The organism is Acinetobacter sp. SK-43 (assembly GCF_015351505.1).
Taxonomy (GTDB): domain Bacteria; phylum Pseudomonadota; class Gammaproteobacteria; order Pseudomonadales; family Moraxellaceae; genus Acinetobacter; species Acinetobacter junii.
This window is the reverse complement of the sequence record NZ_JADKPY010000063.1, coordinates 15,665-39,593: the sequence shown is the minus strand read 5'-3', so window position 1 is coordinate 39,593 and position 23,929 is coordinate 15,665. Positions and strand designations below refer to the sequence as shown.

The following is a 23,929-nucleotide window of genomic DNA, read 5'->3' as shown; positions in this document are numbered from 1 at the left end:
CATATCCATTTGAGCAATGCTTTGGCTGCACAAAAGGAGATCTCATGAACTCTAAATTTCAAAAGCAACCTGAGTTTAAACAAGATCAACAAGTTCAATCTTTTTATGAGCCTGCATTGCGATTGCTTGATCAGTTGTATGAAAACAAGAAACGTAATCTACGTTCGAAAGGGTATGACGAGAACAATGCTGCAGTTACCAAGGTTGAGTTTTCAGAATTAATGGCACGTCAATTTCGAATTACTCAATGGTTAGCACAGCAAGTTTTAACAAGTCTTATAAAGGCCGATCGGGTTCAATCATTTGGTGGCTATGTTAAGCCTAAGGGTGGTGATGTGTGAGATATGCAGCTAAAAGAAAACAAGACATAACTGTTTCTAAAGCGCCTATTGAAAACATCATACCGCTTGAGAAACCAGTCAAAATTTACACAGCTAAAGAGTTAGCTGCTATGCCTCTGTCTCAAATGAATGCAGCGATAGAAGCTCAAGAGAAATTTTACGTGCTTGAAGAATCTACCCATATGGGAGAACAAGCAATATCAGTTCGCCGTCTCATGGAAGAAGGACATGAACTTATTCAGGTAATAGAGAAATCCCGTACCCGCTACAAGATCCAAAACGAATTCATTCCACCAAGAATTATTCGTCAGTTGGAAAAGCGTGGTCTGGTGAAACTAAAGGCGGTGAAGTAGATGTATAAATACCTACACCATATAAGTGATTTTATGGTCGATACAGCACACCTTTCACCTCTGGAAGAGTGTTTCTATCGCCGTGCAATCGACTTTTATTATTTAAATGAAAAGCCATTACCCAAAGAAACCCAGTCGGTTTTTCGTCGGTTACGCGCAATAACCCAAGAAGAAAGAGATGCGGTTTTAAATGTGCTTCAAGATTTCTTTTTTGAATTAGAAGATGGTTTCCACAATAAACGCTGTGATGCTGAAATTGCTGAATACCATCTGAACGCTAATAAAAATCGTGAAAATGGTAAAAAAGGTGGTCGTCCACCTAAAAATAAACCTAAAGAAAATCCAATTGAAAGCGAATTGGTTAATCAAGAAAACCCAAAAGAAACCCAGTCGGATATTTTAGGTTCTGAAAGTGAAACCCAAAAAAACCTTAACCGTAAACCGTTAACCGATAACCATAAACCAAATATTAATACACACACACTAAGCGAAAACGAAAATTTTGATCAGAGCGATTCTTGGAAACCTGAAACTGAAATTTTGTTGAACGTAATTCGACAAAGTGTAGGTGTTCAAGCTGAACAGGTTATCGCTATGGCTGAATACGAATTTCACTTAGGTAATTTCAATGCCCATTGGGAAAACAAAACCGATCTCACCGATAACCAGCGAACATACAAGTTTGCAGCATGGTTAATTCAGGAATTTAAAAAACCACCGCAAACAAAAACCAAACCTGAAAAACCAAAGCAAACTGGCCTGAATGTCAACGAGGCATGGAATAAACCACAGGAACCTGTTGTGTACAACGAAGCACAGTTACCTGAATTGACTGAGCAAGATGTGGAGGAATGGATGTGATGAATAAGCAAGAATTTACTCAAACACAGATTGCTCAAGCACAGCAGTTTTGTCAAAAGCACAATCGCAAGATGGTTATTTCATTGGGTACTGGTCATCCAATGTGTCCTGATTGTTGTTATGAAAAAACAAACGCTGAACACAGCAAAGAGCTGAGAAAGTCTATACATGACAAGCACTTTTCAGGTGCAAGAATTCCACAACGGCATGTACTGAGTGGATTTAAAAATTACTTAACAAACATTGAGACCCAAAAAATAGCGAAGCAAAAGACTCATGGTTTTGCAAAGACCATACTTGCTGGCCAAATAACAAATTTAGTTATGGTGGGCAATACAGGCACGGGTAAAACGCATTTGGGTTGTGCTGTAGCAAACAACTTACTCAGCAAGGGTATGTACGCACGATATGTCACCAGTGAATACATGGCGAATGATATTGCTGAAGCATATGCGCGTACTGATGACAATGAGCGTAATTCAATCTTTCGTTATGTCGATACTGATTTATTAATTTTAGATGAATACGGTTTGCATGATCGACATGAAAAACGACCACGCTTACTTGAAATGGTGCACAAAGTTCTATACGCACGTTATGACGCTATGAAGCCAACGATGTTGATTTCAAATATGTCCTTAGCTGAGTTGAAAAATGACCTAGGTGATCGACTATGGTCTCGATTTCAAGATGGTGGTTTGACCGTAGTTGAGTGCAACTGGACTGACGCTCGGGTGAACCCATGACCTCAATGAGCATCGATCAGTACCGCCGTGAAATTCTTAAGCAAGGTGATAAAGCCAAGGTAGCTAAACGCAACAAGTTTAATGCCCAGAAAATTGAACTAGATGGAATGACATTCGACAGCAAAAAAGAACACAAGCGGTATATAGAGCTAAAAGCAATCCAGCAACGAGGCGAAATCTTTGGTTTAGAACATCACACTAAATTTGAGCTTGCACCAAAAACCAAAATTGAGGGAGAGAAAAGGGCAAAACCTGCATTACGTTATTTTGCAGATTTCACTTACTACAACACCCGAGGTGAATACATTGTCGAAGATGTGAAGTCAGCAGCAACAAGAAAATTAGCGAGCTATCGCAATAAAAAACATCTTATGAGCACAGTTCATGGGATCAGCATCACAGAAGTATAGGAAGATAGATATGTTAATTGAAAAGTTTGATTTTTTAGAATTGTTGCGACTCGCTATAGCTCAGAGTAACGGTAAAGGGAAAATAACAAAAGATGTGGTGTTGGGTGAAATAGCTTTGATGCCAGTTCAAGCTAAGAAATGGGCTGAGTTGCTTTTAGAGCGTGTTGATTTCGAAAGGATCGCAGTTGTCACTGATGCAAAGAAAATCTATGAAACAAATATTATTAACGGGAAGGAAGTAAAAAAACGAATTGAAGATATACCAGGTAAAGTTGAATTTAAAAAAGGTGAAATTAATTCTGCAGATTTTTTCCGAGTTCGAAATGTTTTAGCAGGTAAGATCCATAAAGAAATGATCAAGAAGAACTTTAAGCCAAACAATTCTCAAGGTGATTTAACCAATATTGCCAAAGGAATTGCAGAGGTGGTTTTACGTGGACGTATATTTACTAAAGCGATGTGTAGTCATTGCCAAGGTATAGGTAAGCTTGAGCTTTATAACGAAAAAGGTCATCCAAATAATTCTAAATTTTGTGAAAAGTGTAAAGGAACTGGAAAACGTCCTTATACATTGCATGAAAAGATCACAATCGCAAATTTAAAGGTTTCTAAGTCTGGTTACTCTGAACGGTATGAATCATATGAGTTAGTGGCAGAAGGCTGTATTGAGAATTGGGAAAATAGCATTAGAAATTGTTTAGCACGATCTTTTCATTTTGATCCTGAAGCAATTTTACTAGCTTGACATAAACAGAACGGTTCAGTATAAGTATTTCTACAATGGGCGTTTTATGAATTGGTCGCCCTAAAAGAATTTGAAAGCTCGCATTTGCGAGCTTTTTTGTTGCCTAGAGAAAAGTGAGAATTAAAATGGAAAACCAACATCGTAAAATCAAAGGTTATCGTGAATTGACTCAAGAAGAAGTTGATTTAATGAATCGCATCAAAGAGAAGGGCGCTGAATTACTTGCACTTCAGGCTGAGCTTGCTGGTCGCTTGGACACAGATGTAGAAGTTAAATTGGCAAATGCACGTCAATCAATTAAAGGGCATGAGTATGAAGGTCGGCCTTACAATGTTTATAACGGCAACACCGATGAATGTCATGAATACCGACGCTTTGAAGAAGCTGAGCCTTTGCGCTGGGCAGCAATTGGTAAAACTGATATTCAAACAGGAATTATGGCTTTAGTTCGGGCGGTAGCACAGCCAACAAATTGCTAATCCTCTTAGAATATTTTCTTTTGCCGAACGAATTACGGCACATAAGCCCTTCGCATACTAGGTGTTGAAGGGTTTTTTCTTCTTCGGGGTGTGTATGACAGATAAAGTGCAGGCTAGACAAGACTTAGAATTTTGCAGCACTGAGCTGTCTAAGTACCAAAACTTAAGTCGATCAGGTTTGACTCTTAATGAGTTGCAGGCGATCGATGGCATCATGATTAAGTTGAAAGAGCGGATTAAGAATTTAAGGCGAGCTTTGTATACTTAATGGGTCTGCGGACAACATTTAACGCACTTGTTGGCGAAACAGGTAGCCATTTATAATTACATGTGGTAACGCAAAAACATTGACCGAATATGCTAATTAGCATAATATTCGCACATACCGCTAATAATTAGCGGTTCAGCGCCAATCATTCAACCTAATTAATAAAAGTGTCTGTATATGTGTTTAACCGAAATTGAAGCTAAGCATAAGCTTAGAGAGATTGCTAAGGACACTAGAAAGATCAAACTAACAACGCATGTTAGGGAGAGGATGAAGGAGCGCGGTATCTCGCTCAAACAGATTATCTGTTGTTTTGAGCACGGAGATATTACGGAGGGTCCATACCAAACTACTCGCGGAGATTGCCAGATGAATGTATCAGTTCGAACGGCTGGTGAGTATGTCACAGCTGTAGTTGTGATTAAGGTCCGCGAGAGCGGGGACTTTTCTATTGTTGTTACTACATTTAAAGAATAGGCACAGTTATGTATCACTATGAAGAGTGTGGTTTAAGCAATGTTTGGCTAGTTGATGGTTTTGAAATTGAAACCGATGAAGAATATGGCGACTTAGTATCTATTGCCTCAGTAAATGAACTTCATAAAACAATTGGCCTGTATTTGATTAATGAAAAACCAAAGCTTAATGGTGAAGAAATTCGCTTCTTGCGTAAAGAATTAAATCTTTCGCAGAAAAATCTAGCAGGAATTTTAAGTGTTAACGAGTCAACAGTCCGTAACTGGGAGAGTGACCGTGTGGAAATTGGAAAACCTGCCGAGCTTGTATTGAGAGCCCTATATAAAGAGCAAGCCCACGGTGGTGGTGCTCTTTTGGAAATGATTGAGAAGCTTAATCACCAAGAGCGGACCTTTGAAACCAATAACATGAATTTTTCATATTCGCGGAATCACTCTTGGAAGCACAGAGAGTACGATGCAAGATAATAGAACCTCCTTCGGGAGGTTTTTTATTGGGAAAAATCTATGAATGAAGTCGGATTTGTAATTCAGCAACGCCCATATCCACCAGAATGGATTTTTGCCTTAGAAACACCCAACTTTGCACCTGCACCAGAATTGTGGCGATGGATAAAGTCTATCTTTCTTAATCCCGAACATAAGCTTTTTAATCCTGATCACTCACATCTTGGCTCGTTCTACTATCCGCAGATCGCTGTGATGTGGGCTAAAGGTGGATTTCAGAAACAAGGTCGGTTTGTAGTTGGTCAAACTGAAAAGATCATGATAAATGCAGGTGGTTGGAAGAAAGAACGCCAGGAAGAGCAGTTTTATCAATGGTTCAATGATTTGCCTGATTACTTAATTACGATCGATGCAACTTATGCCCAACAAGCAAACGATGTTGATTTCTGTGCGTTGATCGAACATGAGCTATACCACATAGCACATAAGAAAGATGAATGGGGAATCCCATCGTATAACCGTGAAACGGGTAAGCCTAAGTTGACAATACAAGGGCATGATGTAGAAGAGTTCACTGGCGTTGTTCGCCGTTATGGGGCAAATAAGGAAGTACAAGAAATGGTGAATGCGGCAAATCAACGTCCAACTGTGGCAAAAGCTGATATCTATCATGCCTGTGGAACTTGCTTTCTAAGAGTGGTTTAAATTTTTTTTGCCATTCTTCTTGGATGTACTTGGATGGAATGGTGGAAATGGCACGTATTACCAAAAAGGTGAAACTGTTCATCGTTAGGATGCTTGCTGAGTTTGAAACACCAACCCAAACATCCAAAACAGTTAGAGATATTTTTAATGTTGATGTCACCCCACAGCAATGTGAAGCCTACGACCCAACTAAAAGAACAGGACAAGATCTAAGTCAGGATTTAAGAGATAAATTCTTTGAGTATCGCCGTATAGCAAACCAAGAACTTGAAGCTATTCCTATTGCGAACATGCGCTATCGACTTCAGCTACTTCAAGGTTTAGTTGATAAATATCCTGACAATCCAGTTTTGATTCCGAAGTGGGCTGAACAGGCAGCCAAAGAAATGGGCGGGCTTTATACCAATACAAGTAAAACGCAATTAACTGGCGCAGATGGTCAGCCTCTTAACCCTGAGCATGTTACTCATGTTGTAGCTACGCCTGAACAGGTAAGGCAGGCATTAGATGAACTCGAAAGTAAATACTAGTCTGCTTGAAATGCAATTAGAGCGAGAACGCTGTGAGAGAGAACACTTATTCTTTACACGCCGTTTTTTCTTACCCCGAATGGGCTTTAAGTTCTCGGTCAATTGGCATCATGAATATATTGCAGACAAGATTGATCAGGTCATATCAGGAAAAGTTAAAAACCTAGTCATTAACGTCCCACCTGGTTCAGGCAAAACAGAATTACTGACTAACTTAATTGCCCGTGGTTTAGCGAGAAATGCACGATCACGGTTTTTGTATTTGTCGTTTTCACAGTCATTGGTTGAGGACGTATCTGCCACGGCGCGAAACATTGTCAAATCTGTAGATTTCCAAAGTTTATGGCCAGTCAAAATATCAACCAGTACAGATGCAAAGTCGAGTTGGAAAACTACCGTTGATGGTTACGATGCTGGGCATGTTTATTCAGCTTCGATGGGTGGGCAAGTCACTGGTCGCCGTGCAGGTACATTAGCAAATGAGGGCTTTACAGGTGCCATTATTCTTGATGACCCATTAAAGCCTGAGGATGCATTTAGTAAGTCGGCACGTAAGAAAGCCAATCGTAAGATCCTGAATACGGTCAACTCTCGTAAGGCGAAGTCAGACACACCAATTATTTTGATCATGCAGCGCTTACACGTTGAGGATCCAACTAATTTTGTGATGACTGGAAACGTACCTGGGGAATGGGAACAGATCAGCATTCCTGCCTTGATCGATGATGATTATATAGATCAATTGCCTGAGCATATACGTTGTAAAGTTCCACGAGATGCAGAGCGTGATCAATATGGTCGTCAAAGTTATTGGCCACTTAAAGAATCACTAGAATCTTTACTGCAGCTTGAGAAAGGCGGTGAAGATAAAGATGGTGCAACAGTTTCTCGATATACATTTGCAAGCCAGTACATGCAGAACCCTAAAAAGCTTGGCGGTGATCTTGTTAAGGCTGAATGGTTCCCACGCTATGTGGAATTACCAATTCTTAAATGGCGTGCGATCTGGGCTGATACAGCACAAAAGATCAAAAAACATAATGACTTCTCGGTGTTCTTATGTGCTGGACTTGGGTATGACAATAACCTTTACATCATTGACGTGAAGCGTGGCAAATGGGAAGCACCACAATTATTAAAAGAGGCTAAGTCCTTTATTAATAAACATAAGGAAAGCAATACCAAAATAGGCAAGCTTCGATATATGGCGGTAGAGGATAAAGCCAGTGGTACTGGATTAATCCAGACAATCGTGAAAGAAACGACGTTACCTATCAGAGCAATCCAGCGTGATGAGGATAAGCTTTCGCGGACAATGGATGTGATTCTCTATGTTGAAGATCGCCGTGTCTCTCTACCAGCCAAAGCGCCTTGGCTTTTGAACTACATTGAAGAAATTGAAGGACTCACGGCTGATTGGACACATGACCATGATGACCAATGGGATCCGACCATCGATGCGATTAACGATTCACTTGCGAAAAAGCCGACTGTATTTGATTAGAGGTATTTATGGCTAAAGATAAAAAGTCTGATACAGGCGGTAAAATTAAAACGCTTGTGGCAGATGCAGTAAAACAGGCAATGAATGCCATTGGTGATGCTGGTGCATATACCAACTTGGTATCGAATATTGGTACTGAGCGAGATAAAGCATCGCACGGCAAATTTGTACGTAAAGACATCGATGACGATCAACTTGAAGCTGTGTATCAAAATTGGTTGGCACGCCGTATTGTGAATCGCCCTGCATCGGATATGCTCCGTGCTGGATGGTTCTATGAAGGCATTCAGGGTGATGATCTAAAACGGCTTGAGGAAGCGTGTAAGGCATTTCACTTAGAGCATGTGCTTTTATCAGGCTTAATCCTGTCTCGTCTCTACGGCGTTGTGTATATTCTGCTTGGAACGGCTGACGGTGCTGCCTTAGATCAGCCTTTAGATATTTCTAAACTTGGCCAAGGTCGTTTGGAATTCTTCACGGTCGTGAAAAAGAAATACATCACGGCGGATAAAAACAGTTATTTACCACCATCGGCATGTTGTGGACTGCTGAAACAGCCTGAATTTTACGACATGAAAATGGGGAATGAGGCTAAGAAGCGCATTCATCATTCACGCTTGATTCGTATTGCCCATGCTGATGTAGTGAATGAGGAACCGCAAAGCATTCTGCAGGAAGTCTATGAGGATCTGCTTGACCATGCCAGTGTGAAGCGCGGATCTGCCAGCCTGATTCATGAATCGAAGATTGATGTGATTCAAACGCCTAACCTGGTCGATAAGATCAAAGAGGACATGAAAGGCGTGATGGAAAGATTCATGTCCGTAGGCTTAATGAAAAGTCTGAACGGCATGCTGGTCCTTGATGCGGAGGAAGAGTACAGCTCGAAAACGTATAACTTCGCAGGCTTGCCTGACATGATGCGTGAATTCTCGGTACAGACGGCGGGTGCGGCAGATATCCCTTATACGATTCTGTTTGGCCAATCACCTGCAGGGATGAATGCTACTGGTGAGCATGACACTCGTAATTATTACGACTCGATTGCCACTAAGCAGGAATGGGACCTCAAGCCGATCTTAATGAAGTTTCTTACCGTGATCTGCCAGTCTACGTTTGGACGCCAGATTCCTGAACTGAATGTGGTGTTCAATCCACTTTGGCAATTGGATGCGAAAGTCCGTGCGGAAGTGGAAAAAGCGAATGCAGAACGCGACGAGAAATACTTAAACATGGCCATCATTACTGAGCCTCAGATTGCACGTCAGTTAGTTATCGACGGCGTTTACTCAGTCATTGATGAAAATCACATCAAAGAATTGGAAACGATGGTGAAGCCAAATGACGACGATGATACAGATCCTTAAACCACAGCTTCAGCAGATCAAAAAACGCAAGAAAGGACGCAAGGCAAAGCCTAAGGCAGTCAAAGTCAATCGCCGTGTTGAGCTGTTCTATACACGTCAGCTTTTGGAAATATCCAAGTATTGCCAGGAACAAACCAAGGATTTTGTTTTACCTACCGTGGGGCAGAACATTGGTGATAGCTGGGTGACGGATCTATTCACGGCGTTAAGTGAAAAGATGGTTAAGTACACCATGGAAGTGTCGGTATCTTTGGCCACTAAGGTGGTGATGGATACCAGTAAGGAAGTGGACAAGCAAATTGCCAGTCATACCAAGACCATTCTTGGTGTGGACCTTACGCCGTTTTTCCGTGGTGCTGATATTCAAGATGAGATTGATACTCAGATTGCTGCAAACGTTTCGCTGATTAAGTCTATTCCAAGTCAGTACACCGATAAGCTAGAAGCCTTGGTGATGAATGCCTTGCAAACAGGGCAGACCAACGAAGAACTGGCACAGGAAATTAAAAAGCTCGGTCATAGTACGGACTTTCGTGCACGCTTAATTGCTTCTGATCAGATGGGCAAGATCAACGGTGCTATCAATAAGAAGCGTCAGGAATCAATGGGTGTTGAAACTTATGTATGGCAGTCAGCAAAAGATGAGCGTGTGCGACCAGATCATGAGAAAAAACATGGTGAAACATTCCGATGGGATGGTCCACCAAGCGGAGGTCATCCAGGTCAACCAGTGCGATGCCGATGCACGGCGTTGCCGAATTATGAGGATATTCTGATTGAGTAGATTTAGTAACAATTTAGGATATTTCATGTTGATTCCTTCAATGATAGGTTAGTTGAACCTAGGTAAAAAAGGCGTCAAAAAAAATGGCAAAAACAATTAAAGAAAAATTGTCGGAGTTCGATGATAGCATTTCATCTGCTTCGACTCGCGCAGGCAGGACAATCAAGCGTGTAGAGAATATGACTAAAGGTGGTGTTGATGCAGAAGTGCAAGCGCTTCAGATGACAAAGCAGAGTCCTACTCAGCAACAATATGAAGTGCGTGATATTGAAGCATTCCAAAAACTAGCGGCTGATACTCGTGTCGGTGTTCCAATTACACAGCAACAAGTCAATGCTTTAATTCAAGACACTAATGATAATCCTGGAAGTGCTCCTTTGCCTGCTACCTAATTTTTACTATTTCTACAACCCACCAGTCGGTGGGTTTTTTATTGCCCACAGAAAGGTGATGTATGTGCTGTAAAAGCTGCTGTGCCTGCTCTTGTATAAAAAGTTCGGGCTATCAACCTAAACCAAGACCAATTCCACCAGATGTAAAAACGCCAGCAATAGTCATTTCTCCACCAAAGAAACCATAGCAGACCACCGTAGAGTGGTTTTTTATTGAGCTCAATTTATGAAACTCATTTACCAACTGAAAATTGGTGACTTTGCACCAAGCGAAAGTACACGCTCATTTACTCAAGAAGGGTATCTGAAATGCGTCAACGTGCGCTTGGCCAAAGCACCTCAAGTTCGTCAGTACTACGCATTTGAATTTCCAAATCTGGAAGGCTATTCAGCGGATCAGGTCATCAATGTCTATGTGGCAGCTGAGGACCTATTCAAGCCTGAAGTCATTAAAGGATTCGACGGCGTAGACACAACGGACTATCACCCACCTAAGAATGAAATCAATGCTTCCAACTGGAAGGAATACCACATTGGCGAATGCTTCAACGTACGTCAAGAAGGTGATTTCTTGGTCGGTGATCTGATCATAAAAGATCAGAACAGTATCAATGCTATTCAGAACAATGAGCGCGTCGAGATCTCATTGGGCTATGCGGCTGATCTTGTCCTTGAACAAGGCGTGGCACCTGATGGTACGCCGTATCAAGCCAAATTTATCAATTTTAAAGGCAATCACGTGGCGCTGGTGAAATACGGTCGCTGTGGCGGTGATTGTCGCGTCGGTGACCAAAACCCAAACCCAACAGAGGGAAAAACAATGGAAGTAGTTGTAAACGGTATTCGTTTCGATATCGGCGATAACAAGCCCTTAGCGGATGCCTTAAAAATCCAGCAAGACCAGATTGAAAACTTGAAAGCAGCAAAACTGAAAGTCGGTGACAAGCAATTTGCGATTGGTGATGAATTACCAGCGGTTCAAGCATTGGTGGACACCTTACAGACTGAAAATGCACAGCTGAAGCAGAAAGTCGGTGATCTTGAACAAAACCAAATGACACCTGAAAAACTGGATCAGGTCGTTGCAGAACGTGCCTCTGTCATTGCGGACGCCGTTGCATTGGTACCAGGTATCAAAACTGAAGGCTGTTCATGTGAACAAATCAAACGTGATGTGATTGCAGCAAAAGCAGGTGACACATTGGTGACCGCTGTACTTGGTGGTGTTGCCGTCGGGGATGCTAAACCTGAGCAGATCGACACGGTATTCCGTGCACTGTCAGCAGTGAAGTCGACCACACCGGGTAATGCAGTCGGTGATGCATTACATCAACAGCAACAACAGCAAAACAATAATCAGGACCCTAAAGAAAATAAGGGTTATGACAAGTCTGCTGCATACAAAACAATTTAAGGGGAACTTGAATCATGGTTCAGCAATTAAATGCGGTAGTCGGTCAGCGTGGCCGTTTAACTGCCAAAGAAGTTGTACTGTCATTACCGCTTTCAGGTCTTACTTTAGTCAATGATGGTGATGTGGTTGTCCGCACGACTGATGGCAAATCAGTAACGGCTGTGTCAGGTGCTACACCTACACGTTTTGGTGTGGTGGTACGCCACGGCGTTGGTAAGACAGGCAAAACGGCGGCTGGTAAAGAAGCCTATAAAGCGGCTGATATGTTGCCTGTGATGTTTGAAGGTGCAATTTGGGTCAAGCCTACAGCGCCAATCACTGACATTACTACTGCGGTTTACGTAAAAACTGCAAACGGTACCACAGCAGCGCCGTTGGGTTCTTTGTCGAGCTCAGCAACTGACGGAACAGTATTACCAGGTGCAGCATGGGAAACCGTGACAGGTGCCGATGGTTTAGCCCTTCTTAATCTTCGTGGAGCTTAATAACACATGAGCAAATTAGCAAAAATGAAAGCGCGTTTAACGCCGATTTCACATGCCATTCAGGCACAAGTTGGCGATGCTTTCAACATGGATGCATTAGCACAGCTCTTCGTAAAGATCGAAGAACAAAACGAAATTACACCACAGCTTGCACAGGTCCTTGACTACGCCAAGTTCATCCCAGTGACCAATGTAAATGCGGTTTATGGTGGTGGTGAAATCCTATCTCGTAAAAAAGGCGTGGGTATCGGCGAAGACTATGCTGGTACAGGTGATGATATTCCGCTTGCAGAAGTTGAATACGATACTGTAAGCCTACCAGTGAAAGTTGGTGTGATTGGCTACCAATATTCAGTGGTTGAATTGGCGACCGCACAGCAAATGAACCTCACGCTTGAAGCGGATAAAGTTCAGGCTGCAAATTTGGCAGCTGAAAAGCACATGTCGAATGTGGCTTGGTATGGTTACACCAAAGCCAATGCGAGTGGTCAACTTGAACAGGTGAATGGCTTCTTAAACCAAACAGGTGTCACTATTGTGACAGGTCAGCATGATTGGTCTACGGCGACCATTGAAGAAGTTTTATCTGACTTCAATAACTCGTTGGCAAGCTCGACAGACTTGTTTGACGGTGATGCATCCATTGAACCTGATACCTACCTGATGGCGTCCGCGCAATATACACACCTTTCAACACGTGTGGTGCCAAACTCAGGTGGTAAAACATTCCTGAAGTACATTGAAGAAAACAATATCTTCACCACTCAAGGCAAAACATTAACTATTCGTGGTTCTGGTCGTGGCAATGGTAAAGGTACCGCTGGTGCTGACCGTTCGATCATCTATCGCCGTGATCCATCATGTATTCAATTCAAAGGCAACAGCGTTGAGTTCCTGACGGCGCAACCGAAAGGACTGGATGTACTTGTGCCAGGCCACTACAAATACCAAGGTGTTTGGCTGAAGCGTGTTGATTCACTTCGTTACCTTGACCATGCATAAGGATTAAAATCTCATGGCTAAATATTCATACACATACAGCGGCTCTAATGCCGCTTTTGTTTTTGCTGGTCTTGCAACTTTGCCGAAAGGCATCGCCGTAGTGATTGAAGCAACTCAGCACAAAGCTTTGCAAAAGAATAAATTTGCCAAGCATCTGATTGATGCTGGTGAACTGAACTTCGAAGAAATTGCAGAAGTCGGTGATTCAAAACCTGCTTCAGGTGGTCGTGGTAAAGGTGCTCAATCAGGTAAAACCGATGATGGTAAAGGCAAGGGTGATGAATCTAAAGGCACTGATCTGACGATTGATGAAGTGCGTAAAGCGCTGACTGATCTTGAAATCACCTTTGCTGAAGATGAAACCCTTGAGCAGCTGCAAGCCAAACTTACTCAAGCCACTGAATAAGGTGATCTATGGACACACAAGCTTTTAAATTGAAGTTCAAGTACGACACAGCGCTGATGAATCTTCCTGATGCAGAAATTGCAGACGCATTAGAGGAAGCGGATCTCGTTGTGAAGTCACTTGAATTTGGTGATCTGAAAGAACGTGCTGTGGGTCTATATGCAGCACATATTCTCAAGGTTGCACTCAAATCAAAGTCAGGTAACAGCTTTTCAGATGCTTCGAGTATGACCATTGCAGGTCAGAGTGTGAGCTTTTCACGTTCCGGCGCTGATGCGTTCTATAACCAAAGCATTTATGGCCAGCGTTACTTGGCATTAAAAAATTCAATTCCAATCGGCAATGATGGTACCAATCCCAATCGTTTGGGCGTTGGTGCTTTTGTTGTTTAGGAGCAAGGCATGTCATTTAAGTATCAAGCTCCTGTTGATTTTAAAGCGACCTCGCTTGAAATTGCAGGTACCACATACAAGGTTGAAAAGGGTGTGATCGAGTCGGATACCGACATTGCACACATCTTGGCACCGCATGGTTTTAAACGTGCGGTACCTGAAACCAAAGCAGAACCTAAAAAGGAAACTGCTGCTGCAAAGTAGGTGATGTATGAGTGATTACCGTGTTGATGCTGATGTTGATTTTAACGAGGTCAATGAACGTGTACGTAATGAAATACGGCGCACGGTAAATGCACTCACACTTAAACTTCAGCGCACCATTCAGGAAGACATGCTGACAGGTCAGCGCTTGAATGTGCAATCTGGACGTTTAAGAGGATCCGTTTCATCCAAGGTGGAAGAGGATAAAGACTGGATCGAGGGTACAGTCGGTGCAGGTGGTGCTTTGGTGCCGTATGCCTTTGCTCATGAATTTGGGCTTAAAGGTGCGATGGCGATTAAGGCGCATCTTCGGATGATCAAGAAAGTCTTTGGTCAGCCGATTACACCACGTCAAATCATGATTAAAGCCCATTCACGTAAAGTCGACATGAAAGAGCGCCGTTTTATGCGTGATTCATTGGATGAAGTGGCGAAGATAGTACCGAAGAATATTGATGCTGCATTTGAAAGGGGATTGAGCAGTGAATAGTGAAGCCATTTACCAGGCATTGTTTAATCGCTTGTCAGGCATCGAGGGGATTAAAACCACCAGTCGGCGTTTAAAGCATTTCAATCATGTTGCACCTGAAGAGCGTCCAGCTTTATTCGTGACGCAAGGCAATCAAACTGAAGCACCAGTGAAAGGCTTGGATGCCAAGGTTGAACTCGAAGCGGAAGTGTACGTTTACATTCATGAATCAGATCCAACGATACCTCCGTCGGTCCAGTTGAATCAGATGATTGATCAAGTGCGTGCCAAGCTTGCACCTGATCATCCTGACATCTGCGAATACCAAACCTTAGGGGGATTGGTCGAGCATTGCTGGATCGAGGGCACGATCGAGGTTTTTGAAGCAGTGGAAAACATGCTTGATGACCAAGGGATTGCCATTGTTCCGATTCGGATCCTTACAACCAGTTAAACAATTATTCAATTTTTGACCGCCTTTAGGGCGGTTTTGTCATTTTAGAGAGGTCTAAATAATGGCTCAGTATTTATTCGGTGCAGGTAAGATCTTTGCAACACCTGTGCGAGATGTTTATGGCCAATCGATTACCAATCCTACTCCTGTTGAAGTTGGGGTAATGCAATCGGTTTCAGTTGATATTAGCTACGACTTAAAAGAGCTTTTTGGACGTGGTCAGTTTGCAGTTGATGCAGCGCGTGGTAAAGGCACTATTAAGTGTAAGGCTTCATTTGGCCGTATAAATGGCGCTTTGCTTAATTCAATATTTTTCGGTGGTATTGTTGCTGAAGGGGGTATTGAAACTGTAGCTCAGACGATTAATGGTGAAACCATTCCAGTTGGTGGAAGTCTTACACCCGTTGTTCCCAATAGTGGTACGTATGTGAAAGATCTGGGTGTAACTGATTCTAAGGCTATTCCTCTAAAACGTGTGGCCAGTGCACCAACAGCAGGACAGTACAGCGTAGATCAATCAACTGGAGCATATACTTTTGCTGCAGCTGATGCAGGTAAAGTTGTGTTTATCAGTTTTAAATATTCCGCAACAGTTGCTGGGTCTAAATCTATAGTGGTTTCAAACCTAGATATGGGTTACACACCAGAGTTTACGGTTGATCTTCAACGAGATTACAAGGGTAAATTCATGGGTATGGAATTCTACCGTTGTACCAGTAACAAACTAGGGTTCAGTTCAAAGCAGGATGATTATGATATTCCTGAATTTGAGTTTCAGCCGATGGCTGATGATCTGGGGCGTGTATTCAAATTTGATTTATCGGAGTAATAACAGATGCAATTCTCACAAGTTGAAAACCCTCGTGGTAATAGTAAAGAAATTGCTGGTCAGACATGGATTTTTGCTCCGGCTCCATTGGGCACACTTGAGCGTTTCCAAGAACAGTTAAGCTCAAATGATGTCCCTGTGTCCGTAATTGTAGACATGGCCCATATTTGTTTAAAGCGGAATTATCCAGAAATTACCCGTGAATATGTTTCGGATGAGCTCTTAGATATGGCTAACATGGAAGAGGTCTTATCACTAGTAACTAAAACCTCAGGCTTGGAATATACCGGCACAGGTAAACCGGCAGGTGAAAGCTCGGGGGAATAAACTGGGAGGAGCTTTACACGCATTTAGTGTTGACCATAGGTAAAGATTACGACTATGTACGTAATGAAATGGATCTGCCTAGATTTAGAGCATTAAGTGCGTATCAGCAAAGGAACCCTCCCACCAATATCGGAGTGCAAAGGCTTTGCCGTATCTTGGAAGCTTTCGCGGGTATCGAAGAGACAGACCCAGCAATAACCGTTTCAGATGATGATGAGGAGGATATGCTGGAAGTTTTATCGAATTTTCCACAGGGTGGTTAAGGCCGCCCTGATATATGTACGTATGACAAAGTGTGATCGGTTTGTTAAATTACGCTTAACCTATAAAATCGGTGAAAGCATGAAAAAGATATTATTAGTTGGGATATTGGGACTATATAACAGTTTTGTTTATGGGGAAGGTTTACCTACAATTGCAGGGGTGAATTGCGACAATGTAAAAATTGAAGTATCTGGTGTGAATGACAAAGTTTATATTTTTGCCAAATATAAAACTATTGCAGAATTTCCAAACTCTTCACGTGAAGTTGTTTTGGGTGATTTTATTACATCTAATCAAAAGAAATATAAATTTAAGTGCCCAGACTATGAAGTCACATATAATGGTAATGAGTTATTTGTTAAGGCAGATAATCTAAATAGAATATTTAAGTTATTTAAAGATGAAGCCTATACAAAATTTGACAGTGGCCCATTCAAGGAAGTTTATGAGAATAAAAGTGCTATTCCATTATATACATCTGGAAATTATAAATATCCAAATATTAGAGTAGATTATGTCAGTAGCGGTTATCAAATTAATTTAGAAAATTTGTGGTTAGTAGAGAGGAATTTTGCTCTTAAGGAAGCTAAGAGTTACACTGATGATTACCGAGTCAATGAATTAAAAAATGCCGTTATTGCTTATAAAGTTGATAATAAAGAATTGAAACCTTACTTTTTTAATAATACTGTTTACCCAGCATATGAAGATTTTAATAAAGCAGAGAAGATTGAAATTTTTCATAAAAGAAATAATGACGAAAATATGGGGGTGATCCTTCAAAAAATAGCTATAAATAAAAAAGAAAAAAGCATAAGTCTATTTAAGAATGCAGTATTTCCATATTCTTAAGATATAAAGCACTGTCCAGTTTTTTTCAATTCCACCAGAACCACCTACGGGTGGTTTTTTTATGCCTAAGAGGTTCGTATGGCAAATAATAACCGCGTTGAAGTCCATGTGGGTGCAAAAACATCCGAACTTAAAAAGGGTATGGATGATGCTGGAAAAATAGTTTCTGATTCTGCCAAGCAAATTGAAAATTCCACCAAAGGGGTGAAATTTAAGTTTGATCTTTCAAGTATCAAGAAACAATTTGATTATGTTTCAAAGTCTATTTCTGAAGGATTTAGCAACCAAATTAGTCAGGCAATTGGCGGGTCAAAAATAGGTTCGGCATTCGATGGTATTACCTCCAAATTAGGAGCTCTGCGTGGTGGTGCGCTTGTTGCTGCAGGGGCAGTTGCAGGTTTAGCAGTTGGAGGAGCTGCAGTTGCTGCAGCAGGAATGGCAACACTGGCAATTGAAGTAGCCAATAATAATGTTGAACTCGCTAAATTCTCAGCCCTAGCAAATACCTCATTACAATCATTTCAAGGATTATCTGGTGCCGCACAAACTTTAGGTTTTTCTCAAGAAAAACTTTCAGACATGATGAAAGACTTCAATGAAAAGATTGGTGAGTTTGCCTCTGTAGGATCTGGTGGGGCAATGGACTTTTTTGAGCAAATCGCCGTTAAAACTGAAGGTGGTGCCGCTGGGGCGAAAAAGCTTGCTGAAGAAATGTCCAAGATGGATGGTGTGGAAGCCTTACAGACTTATGTCGATAAGCTGGAAGAAGCTGGAGTCAACCAGCAGCAAATGTCTTTCTATCTTGAGAGTATGGGCTCAGATCTCACTGGATTAATCCCGATTTTGCAAGATGGCGGTAAGCTTTGGAAAGAATACCAGTCTGCTATGGAAGAAGCAGGGATTATTACTGGTGAAGAGGCAATTCAAAAATCCATTGAATTAAAGGCTCAAACTGAAGTACTTCAAATGCAGTACACCGGCTTAAAAAATCAATTGGCTCAAGCAGTAATGCCAGCTTTAAGCGGTGTAATTAGTCATTTCATGAATGGCACTACAAAAGGTGGAGCATTTACCGGAGTTATTCAGACATTAGGCTCAGTTGCTAAGGGTGTTGCAGTTGTTATTGTAGGGCTTGGAGCTGGATTACAAAATCTTGTGCGTTTAATGTCTGGTGTGATGAGTAATCTAAGGACTATTGGAAGTACTGCCGTAAACTTTGTAAATGCGGATGGGATCCTGGCTAAAGGTAAGGCTCTGGCTGGTGGCGTTAAGGCAATCTGGACTGAAACCAAAGATACTGTGGTTGATATTGCTGGTACCACCAAAGCCGCAATTAATTCAGCTTCTAATATCTTTAGTGGAACACCCTCATTTGATCGTTTATCTCAAGCCAAAATAGATATCCAAAATGCTCAACTTGGTAGTAGGGGTGGCAGCAAAGGGGTTACTTCTGGTATCGGACAAAATAAGGCACTCAATCCAGATGGAGGTAAGTCGGATAAGGCAAAGCAGGGCAAATCCGATGCTGTGCGTCAAGCTGAACAGGCAGCTAAGGCTCTTGCTGATATTCGGTACAAGTATGCATCTGAAGAAGAAAAAATAGCTTTGGATCTTAAAAAAGCATTAGGTGAAATTGAGAAATCAAAAGTTACTGATGCAGAAAAGGCAAAGTTTCGAGTTGTAGCAGAAAAAGATGCCAGTGATAAAACCAAAGCATTACGGGTTAAAGAGTTTGAGGAGTTTAAAAAACTTCAAGAAGAGCGAATTGATAATGAGCTTCAATCTGCACAAAGATTGTTTGAAATTAATCAAGCCGAAATTCAAGCAGCATTTGACGCTAAAAAAATTTCCAATGTGCAGAAGCTCCAACTTGAGCACGATCTCGAAAAGCAATTAAGTGAATTGAAACGCCGTGCATTACTTGAAAGGTTAGAGCTTGAAAATCAGATGAGTGAGAAGTCTGGTAAGCAAGGTAATCAAAATCAGATTCTAAATAGCATTTCTGAGATTGATACTGATCAAAAGGTTTTGGATACAAAATCAATTGGTCTTATTAAAGAAGCTGAATTGAAAGATTTTGAAGACAAATTTGGCGGTTTAATTTCTCGAATGTCTAATCTTTGGGATCAGGGTATTCAAGCCATGATGAATGGCACTCTAACATGGCGGAATGCTACAAACGCTGTATTAACCGATATGGCAGGCTTCTTTATCCAAAAGATGGTTACAGAACCCTTAAAGCTTTATATGGCTGGAATGGCTCAAAGATTGGCTATAAAGCTAGGTTTTATCAAAACTGAGACTGTAGCAGAGTCAATGGGTCAAGCAGCTCAGACAGGGGCTACGATTACTGGTGAAGCTGCTAGGACTAGTGCAACTGGATCAGGAGTGTTAGCACGACTAGCCATTCGTTCTTTTGAGGCAATCAAATCCATCATGATCAGTGCATGGCAAGCAATGGCTCAAGCTTTAGCATCAGTACCACCACCGTGGAATATTGCTTTAGGTGGTATCGCATTTGCTGGTGTTGCTGCATTAGCTGGAAAAGTTGCTTCTGCTCGCGGAGGTTATGACATTCCTGCAGGTGTGAATCCCATGACCCAGTTGCATGAGGAAGAAATGGTCTTACCAAAACAACATGCAAACACCATTCGTGCCTTGGGCAAAGCTGTTATGAGTGATGGATCCATGGCTCAACAGCCAGCATATGCAGGTGATATAGGTGCAATGCAATCTATCAATATCCAGGCATGGGATTCTAAAGATGTTAAGCGCTTTATGAAAAAGCACGGAAGAGATCTAGCCAGCGGTTTGAAAGGGTATAACAGAAACTTTGGAAAGTAAGGAGGTAAAAGTGTCAAACGTATTATTTCCTGAATTACCAGGATTGGAATGGGAGTCTACAAAGACTCCCATTTTTAATACAAAGATCATGACTTCAATCAATGGTCGTGAATTAAGAGCAAGTTTTCAGGCCGTTCCTAAATATGAAATTTCATTGTCATATGCATTTTTGCGAGAGGATAAAGGGAGACAAGAGTTGCAACAGCTTGAAGGATTCTTTTTAGAGAGACGAGGTGCTTTTGATTCGTTCTTGTATAAGATGCCTGATGATAATGCTTTTGATTGTTCTTATGTTGGTGATGGAGTTACAACATCATTTCAACTTTATAAAAAAATGTATAACAGCCAATTACCATTGGCTAATACACAAGAACAAGTTCTAAGCTCAATAAATCCCAATATGTGGAATCAAACAACAACAAAAACGATGTGGGCTACAAATACCGCAAAGCCCATGTGGAATAATGCAAGTGCTCAGGTAACTACAGATGGCAAGCTAGTTCTTACTGAACCTGTTGAGGATGGTATTGAACTGAATGTTAAAGGCACATTTTATTACCGATGTCGTTTTAAAGACGATGAACAACAGTATGTCAACTTTATGCATAAGCTTTGGAAAGCGGGCAAAGTTGAATTAGTGGGATCATTGGGAAAAAAGATATGAGACAAGCTTCACCGCAATTGATTGCACTACTTGATGCAGATCAGTTTTTAATGGCAGATCTCTATACCATCACTACGGTACAAGGAGAAATGATTAGAGCCACTAGCTACGATTTCGATTTGAATGTTGCTGGCCAAGTTTATTATTCAAGTGGTGAAATTATTCAACGTGATGGTATCAGCCTTTCTATTGGCATCGAGGTAGATAATTTATCTATCACAATCAATGCAACGGATGCTCACACAATTGGTGGAATCCCAATTGTTCAGGCATTTCATAATGGTCAAATGGATGGTGCACGATTCAAGCTAGAGCGCGTGTTTATGGATGTGAATACACCAACTGATACGAGTGCAGGAACATTGGTTTTATTCGAAGGTCGAATCGTAGAACCAGAACTTAATCGTTATGAAATTAATGCAAGTGTTGTTTCAGATGTAGATGATTTAGATGTTCAGATGCCTAGAAACTTATATCAACCAGGATGTTTAAATACATTATTTGATGGTGCATGTGGTCTAATTCATGCCGACTTCGCTGTAAATACAACTGTAGATCCCAACAGTACGAATAATCGTATCTTATGTACATTAAGTCAGCCACAAGGTTGGTTTACTCAAGGTGTAGTGGAGTTTCTTAGTGGGGCAAATTCAGGAATTAAACGAACTGTACGTTTACATGAAGCAGGTGCCTTACTTCTAACCCTGCCACTATCAGATGTTCCTGTGTCGGGTGACTTGATTCGAGTATATCCAGGTTGTGACAAACGTTTAGATACGTGTACCAATCGATTTAACAATCGAGATAGGTTCAGAGGAGCACCATTTGTTCCTGTGCCAGAAACTTCAATTTAATAACTTAATCATTAACCATAGCCCTGCATTTAGCAGGGTTTTTTTATAGGGTCAAAAAAATGGCTTTACCTAATATTAATGATCTAATTGGCTCAGGTGTTACAGAGGCTGGCTTTAAGTCTGCGTTACAACAATTTCTGGAAAACACTGCTAGTCTGGATCTTGTTAATGCAAATGCGATGTTTAAACAGAAAACTTATGCTTCAGCAGTAGATTGCAATACAATACTTACGGCTGGGTGGCACACATTTCTAACAAGTACAGTCTGGGATAACAGTACAAATAGACCTAATAAAACAGCGCAATATGCACATATTTTAGTTTTACCAACAACTCCAAATATTATTACTCAAATTGCAGTCATGGGGAATAACACGAAGTCATTTGCAATGCGCTTACGAAATGATTTATTAGTTTGGCAAGAATGGCTGTATTTCTATTCTTATGATGAGATGGTTAATCTTATTAAAGCAGATTTTAATAGTTATTTAAAACCAGTAAAAACGTCATCTACAGCAAATTTACTTGATCAATCACAAGTTACATTAGCTATGGAAGTGCGCCCAGACGGAACTTTGTTGGCAAGTGCGAATGGTGCAATTTCAGGACTAATATATTGTTATAACAAGGAATATTTGTACGTTTCAGGCTTGCAAGCGAATACTGCGCCACGTTACTACAGATTCCTAGACCAGAACGGTGTATTTATAAGTGGTGGGTATTTAAATAACAATATAGTAGAGGGTTTAGTTGCTGTTCCTGTAAATGCGTATTCATTTCAAATTAGTTTGAAACAAGGGAATACCAATCCTCTTGATATTTCAACTGCTCAAATCGAATTTGGTAAGACTAAAACGGCATATGTTGCTTACTCAGCAGGTGCAATTACGCATCTAAACCAAGTAGCTCTTGCAGATACGCCAATTCAATTTAACAGCACGAGCTCATCAAAAAACCTATTTGATAAGTCCGCGGTTTTGATAGGTTATGAAGTTTATAATGATGGAAGAATTTTAGCGCAAGCCTCAAGCATTACGTCTCCTATGATCGACGTAACAAATATGTCGAACATTACGATCTCAGGACTGGTGCAAAACCCTGAGTTGGTTCGCTATTGCGTATTCAAAAACACTGCAGGAGCAGTATTGTCAGTTGTTCAGATTGCAACTACTGCCGTGCAAGCAACATTTGCAGTTCCAACAAACGCCGTGACCTTTCAGTTTAGTGTCAAGCAACGATCCACCTCAAATCCCGACCTGAACATTGTTCAAGTTGAGAGTGGAACGACTGCAACGACATACGCCGATTTCGTGCGTGGTATCAGCTCCATCAATGGCATGGCAATTGTATCGAGAATTGGTAGCGGATCATCTACAACTACGCCATCGCGTGCAATTGGTGCTAAATATCTGATGTTTGGTGATTCGATCACTCAAACTTCTGACGTTGATAACGCTGTATTTGATTCAACCGCATTCCGAAGCAACTGGGCGAAGTTTGCCAAAGATATGCTTAAAATGTCGGTTTATCGAAATTATGCAAGAAGTGGGGCATCGTTCCTTGAGAATGTGTCCCAAGCTCCATTTCAAAAGATTGCGCACCAAGTTCAGACAGCAATTGATAATGCTGAAAATCCCGACGTGATTATTCTTGCTTGTGGTACGAATGACGCAAACATCAAGCTCGGTACATATGAAACGGCGATGAGTAAGGCGATCATTGATCTTGATCGAACCTATACTGCAGAGGCAATGCGTTGGGCGCTGTATAAGATCCGTGAGAACTTCCCGAACGCCGTCTGCTTTTACTGCACTCAGTTGCAGCGTGCGGATATTGAAACAACGGAGCGAGCAACGGCTAATGACTTGATGGTTAAATTGGCAAAGCGATATGGATTTAACATCATTGACTGCATGAACGAATCAGGAATTGTGAAAGATTATGAGATTTGGCAAGCAAATGGGCGCTATTTGTCAGATGGTTTGCATCCAAATCTAGCCGGACAACAGCTTCAAGCAAATCATATATGTAATCAAATCATTCAACGAATGATGTATTAAC

At 41.3% G+C, this 23,929-nt stretch carries 32 protein-coding genes; all 32 read left to right on the top strand.

All coding sequences use genetic code 11. From position 1 onward, the window contains the following. The first annotated feature begins 44 nt into the window (after nt 1–44). Nucleotides 45–341, top strand: coding sequence for a hypothetical protein (locus IRT38_RS12240; RefSeq protein WP_194597852.1), 297 nt, complete (start codon nt 45–47; stop codon nt 339–341). Further along, nucleotides 338–694, top strand: coding sequence for a hypothetical protein (locus IRT38_RS12235; RefSeq protein WP_125299778.1), 357 nt, complete (start codon nt 338–340; stop codon nt 692–694). Before IRT38_RS12240 ends, IRT38_RS12235 begins: the two co-directional genes overlap by 4 nt. After that, nucleotides 695–1,555 carry a YdaU family protein gene (locus IRT38_RS12230; RefSeq protein WP_194597851.1) on the top strand — a complete coding sequence of 287 codons (861 nt, stop codon included), beginning with the start codon at nt 695–697 and terminating at the stop codon, nt 1,553–1,555. Beyond that, nucleotides 1,546–2,301, top strand: a complete 756-nt coding sequence (locus tag IRT38_RS12225; RefSeq protein WP_194597850.1) for an ATP-binding protein — start codon at nt 1,546–1,548, stop codon at nt 2,299–2,301. The genes IRT38_RS12230 and IRT38_RS12225 overlap by 10 nt, the downstream gene beginning before the upstream one ends. Further along, entirely contained in the window at nt 2,298–2,711 is a 414-nt protein-coding gene (locus IRT38_RS12220) for a DUF1064 domain-containing protein (RefSeq protein ID WP_194597849.1), read from the top strand. Before IRT38_RS12225 ends, IRT38_RS12220 begins: the two co-directional genes overlap by 4 nt. 10 nt (nt 2,712–2,721) lie before the next feature. Then, entirely contained in the window at nt 2,722–3,456 is a 735-nt protein-coding gene (locus tag IRT38_RS12215) for a hypothetical protein (protein WP_194597848.1), read from the top strand. A gap of 125 nt (nt 3,457–3,581) precedes the next feature. Further along, on the top strand, nt 3,582–3,935 hold the full coding sequence (locus IRT38_RS12210; RefSeq protein WP_151769300.1) for a hypothetical protein: 354 nt from the start codon (nt 3,582–3,584) through the stop codon (nt 3,933–3,935). Nucleotides 3,936–4,029: 94 nt separating this feature from the next. Further along, the gene (locus IRT38_RS12205) at nt 4,030–4,203 is read left to right on the top strand and encodes a hypothetical protein (protein ID WP_194597847.1); all 174 of its coding nucleotides are present in this window, start codon (nt 4,030–4,032) and stop codon (nt 4,201–4,203) included. A 177-nt stretch (nt 4,204–4,380) separates the two neighbouring features. Next, nucleotides 4,381–4,680: a DUF4258 domain-containing protein gene (locus IRT38_RS12200; RefSeq protein WP_194597846.1), complete on the top strand. Its 300-nt coding sequence runs from the start codon at nt 4,381–4,383 to the stop codon at nt 4,678–4,680. Between the two features lie 8 nt (nt 4,681–4,688). Further along, nucleotides 4,689–5,147 carry a helix-turn-helix domain-containing protein gene (locus IRT38_RS12195; protein WP_194597845.1) on the top strand — a complete coding sequence of 153 codons (459 nt, stop codon included), beginning with the start codon at nt 4,689–4,691 and terminating at the stop codon, nt 5,145–5,147. A 39-nt stretch (nt 5,148–5,186) separates the two neighbouring features. Beyond that, the gene (locus IRT38_RS12190; protein WP_194597844.1) at nt 5,187–5,831 is read left to right on the top strand and encodes a putative metallopeptidase; all 645 of its coding nucleotides are present in this window, start codon (nt 5,187–5,189) and stop codon (nt 5,829–5,831) included. A 47-nt stretch (nt 5,832–5,878) separates the two neighbouring features. After that, entirely contained in the window at nt 5,879–6,361 is a 483-nt protein-coding gene (locus IRT38_RS12185) for a DUF2280 domain-containing protein (protein WP_075316519.1), read from the top strand. Continuing rightward, nucleotides 6,339–7,865: a phage terminase large subunit gene (terL, locus tag IRT38_RS12180; protein WP_194597843.1), complete on the top strand. Its 1,527-nt coding sequence runs from the start codon at nt 6,339–6,341 to the stop codon at nt 7,863–7,865. Before IRT38_RS12185 ends, terL begins: the two co-directional genes overlap by 23 nt. Before the next feature lie 80 nt (nt 7,866–7,945). Beyond that, nucleotides 7,946–9,232, top strand: coding sequence for a DUF1073 domain-containing protein (locus IRT38_RS12175; RefSeq protein WP_194597866.1), 1,287 nt, complete (start codon nt 7,946–7,948; stop codon nt 9,230–9,232). Beyond that, complete coding sequence (locus IRT38_RS12170; protein ID WP_194597842.1) at nt 9,207–10,016, top strand: phage minor head protein; 810 nt, start codon at nt 9,207–9,209, stop codon at nt 10,014–10,016. The genes IRT38_RS12175 and IRT38_RS12170 overlap by 26 nt, the downstream gene beginning before the upstream one ends. Before the next feature lie 83 nt (nt 10,017–10,099). Continuing rightward, entirely contained in the window at nt 10,100–10,408 is a 309-nt protein-coding gene (locus IRT38_RS12165; protein ID WP_163166412.1) for a hypothetical protein, read from the top strand. A gap of 226 nt (nt 10,409–10,634) precedes the next feature. Further along, nucleotides 10,635–11,822, top strand: coding sequence for a DUF2213 domain-containing protein (locus IRT38_RS12160; protein ID WP_194597841.1), 1,188 nt, complete (start codon nt 10,635–10,637; stop codon nt 11,820–11,822). Nucleotides 11,823–11,836: 14 nt separating this feature from the next. Continuing rightward, the gene (locus IRT38_RS12155; RefSeq protein WP_194597840.1) at nt 11,837–12,307 is read left to right on the top strand and encodes a hypothetical protein; all 471 of its coding nucleotides are present in this window, start codon (nt 11,837–11,839) and stop codon (nt 12,305–12,307) included. Nucleotides 12,308–12,313: 6 nt separating this feature from the next. Next, nucleotides 12,314–13,309: a DUF2184 domain-containing protein gene (locus tag IRT38_RS12150; RefSeq protein ID WP_168396911.1), complete on the top strand. Its 996-nt coding sequence runs from the start codon at nt 12,314–12,316 to the stop codon at nt 13,307–13,309. Between the two features lie 13 nt (nt 13,310–13,322). Beyond that, nucleotides 13,323–13,715: a hypothetical protein gene (locus tag IRT38_RS12145; protein ID WP_194597839.1), complete on the top strand. Its 393-nt coding sequence runs from the start codon at nt 13,323–13,325 to the stop codon at nt 13,713–13,715. Between the two features lie 8 nt (nt 13,716–13,723). Further along, complete coding sequence (locus IRT38_RS12140; RefSeq protein WP_194597838.1) at nt 13,724–14,107, top strand: DUF4054 domain-containing protein; 384 nt, start codon at nt 13,724–13,726, stop codon at nt 14,105–14,107. Between the two features lie 9 nt (nt 14,108–14,116). Continuing rightward, nucleotides 14,117–14,311: a hypothetical protein gene (locus IRT38_RS12135; protein WP_194597837.1), complete on the top strand. Its 195-nt coding sequence runs from the start codon at nt 14,117–14,119 to the stop codon at nt 14,309–14,311. A gap of 7 nt (nt 14,312–14,318) precedes the next feature. Further along, a complete protein-coding gene (locus IRT38_RS12130) occupies nt 14,319–14,801 on the top strand; it encodes a hypothetical protein (RefSeq protein ID WP_194597836.1) in 483 nt (160 codons plus the stop codon). After that, the gene (locus IRT38_RS12125) at nt 14,794–15,234 is read left to right on the top strand and encodes a hypothetical protein (protein ID WP_194597835.1); all 441 of its coding nucleotides are present in this window, start codon (nt 14,794–14,796) and stop codon (nt 15,232–15,234) included. Before IRT38_RS12130 ends, IRT38_RS12125 begins: the two co-directional genes overlap by 8 nt. Nucleotides 15,235–15,295: 61 nt before the next feature. Continuing rightward, complete coding sequence (locus tag IRT38_RS12120) at nt 15,296–16,063, top strand: hypothetical protein (RefSeq protein WP_194597834.1); 768 nt, start codon at nt 15,296–15,298, stop codon at nt 16,061–16,063. 6 nt (nt 16,064–16,069) lie between these two features. Continuing rightward, nucleotides 16,070–16,390: a hypothetical protein gene (locus IRT38_RS12115; protein ID WP_194597833.1), complete on the top strand. Its 321-nt coding sequence runs from the start codon at nt 16,070–16,072 to the stop codon at nt 16,388–16,390. A 35-nt stretch (nt 16,391–16,425) separates the two neighbouring features. Continuing rightward, complete coding sequence (locus IRT38_RS12110) at nt 16,426–16,653, top strand: hypothetical protein (RefSeq protein WP_194597865.1); 228 nt, start codon at nt 16,426–16,428, stop codon at nt 16,651–16,653. Nucleotides 16,654–16,732: 79 nt separating this feature from the next. Further along, nucleotides 16,733–17,506: a hypothetical protein gene (locus tag IRT38_RS12105; protein ID WP_194597832.1), complete on the top strand. Its 774-nt coding sequence runs from the start codon at nt 16,733–16,735 to the stop codon at nt 17,504–17,506. Nucleotides 17,507–17,584: 78 nt separating this feature from the next. After that, the gene (locus IRT38_RS12100) at nt 17,585–20,350 is read left to right on the top strand and encodes a phage tail protein (RefSeq protein ID WP_194597831.1); all 2,766 of its coding nucleotides are present in this window, start codon (nt 17,585–17,587) and stop codon (nt 20,348–20,350) included. Between the two features lie 10 nt (nt 20,351–20,360). After that, a complete protein-coding gene (locus tag IRT38_RS12095; RefSeq protein WP_194597830.1) occupies nt 20,361–21,014 on the top strand; it encodes a DUF2460 domain-containing protein in 654 nt (217 codons plus the stop codon). After that, nucleotides 21,011–21,868 (top strand): DUF2163 domain-containing protein, encoded by an 858-nt coding sequence (locus IRT38_RS12090; RefSeq protein ID WP_194597829.1) that lies wholly within the window; start codon nt 21,011–21,013, stop codon nt 21,866–21,868. The genes IRT38_RS12095 and IRT38_RS12090 overlap by 4 nt, the downstream gene beginning before the upstream one ends. Nucleotides 21,869–21,927: 59 nt before the next feature. Next, entirely contained in the window at nt 21,928–23,928 is a 2,001-nt protein-coding gene (locus IRT38_RS12085) for a GDSL-type esterase/lipase family protein (protein ID WP_194597828.1), read from the top strand. Nucleotide 23,929 lies beyond the last annotated feature (1 nt).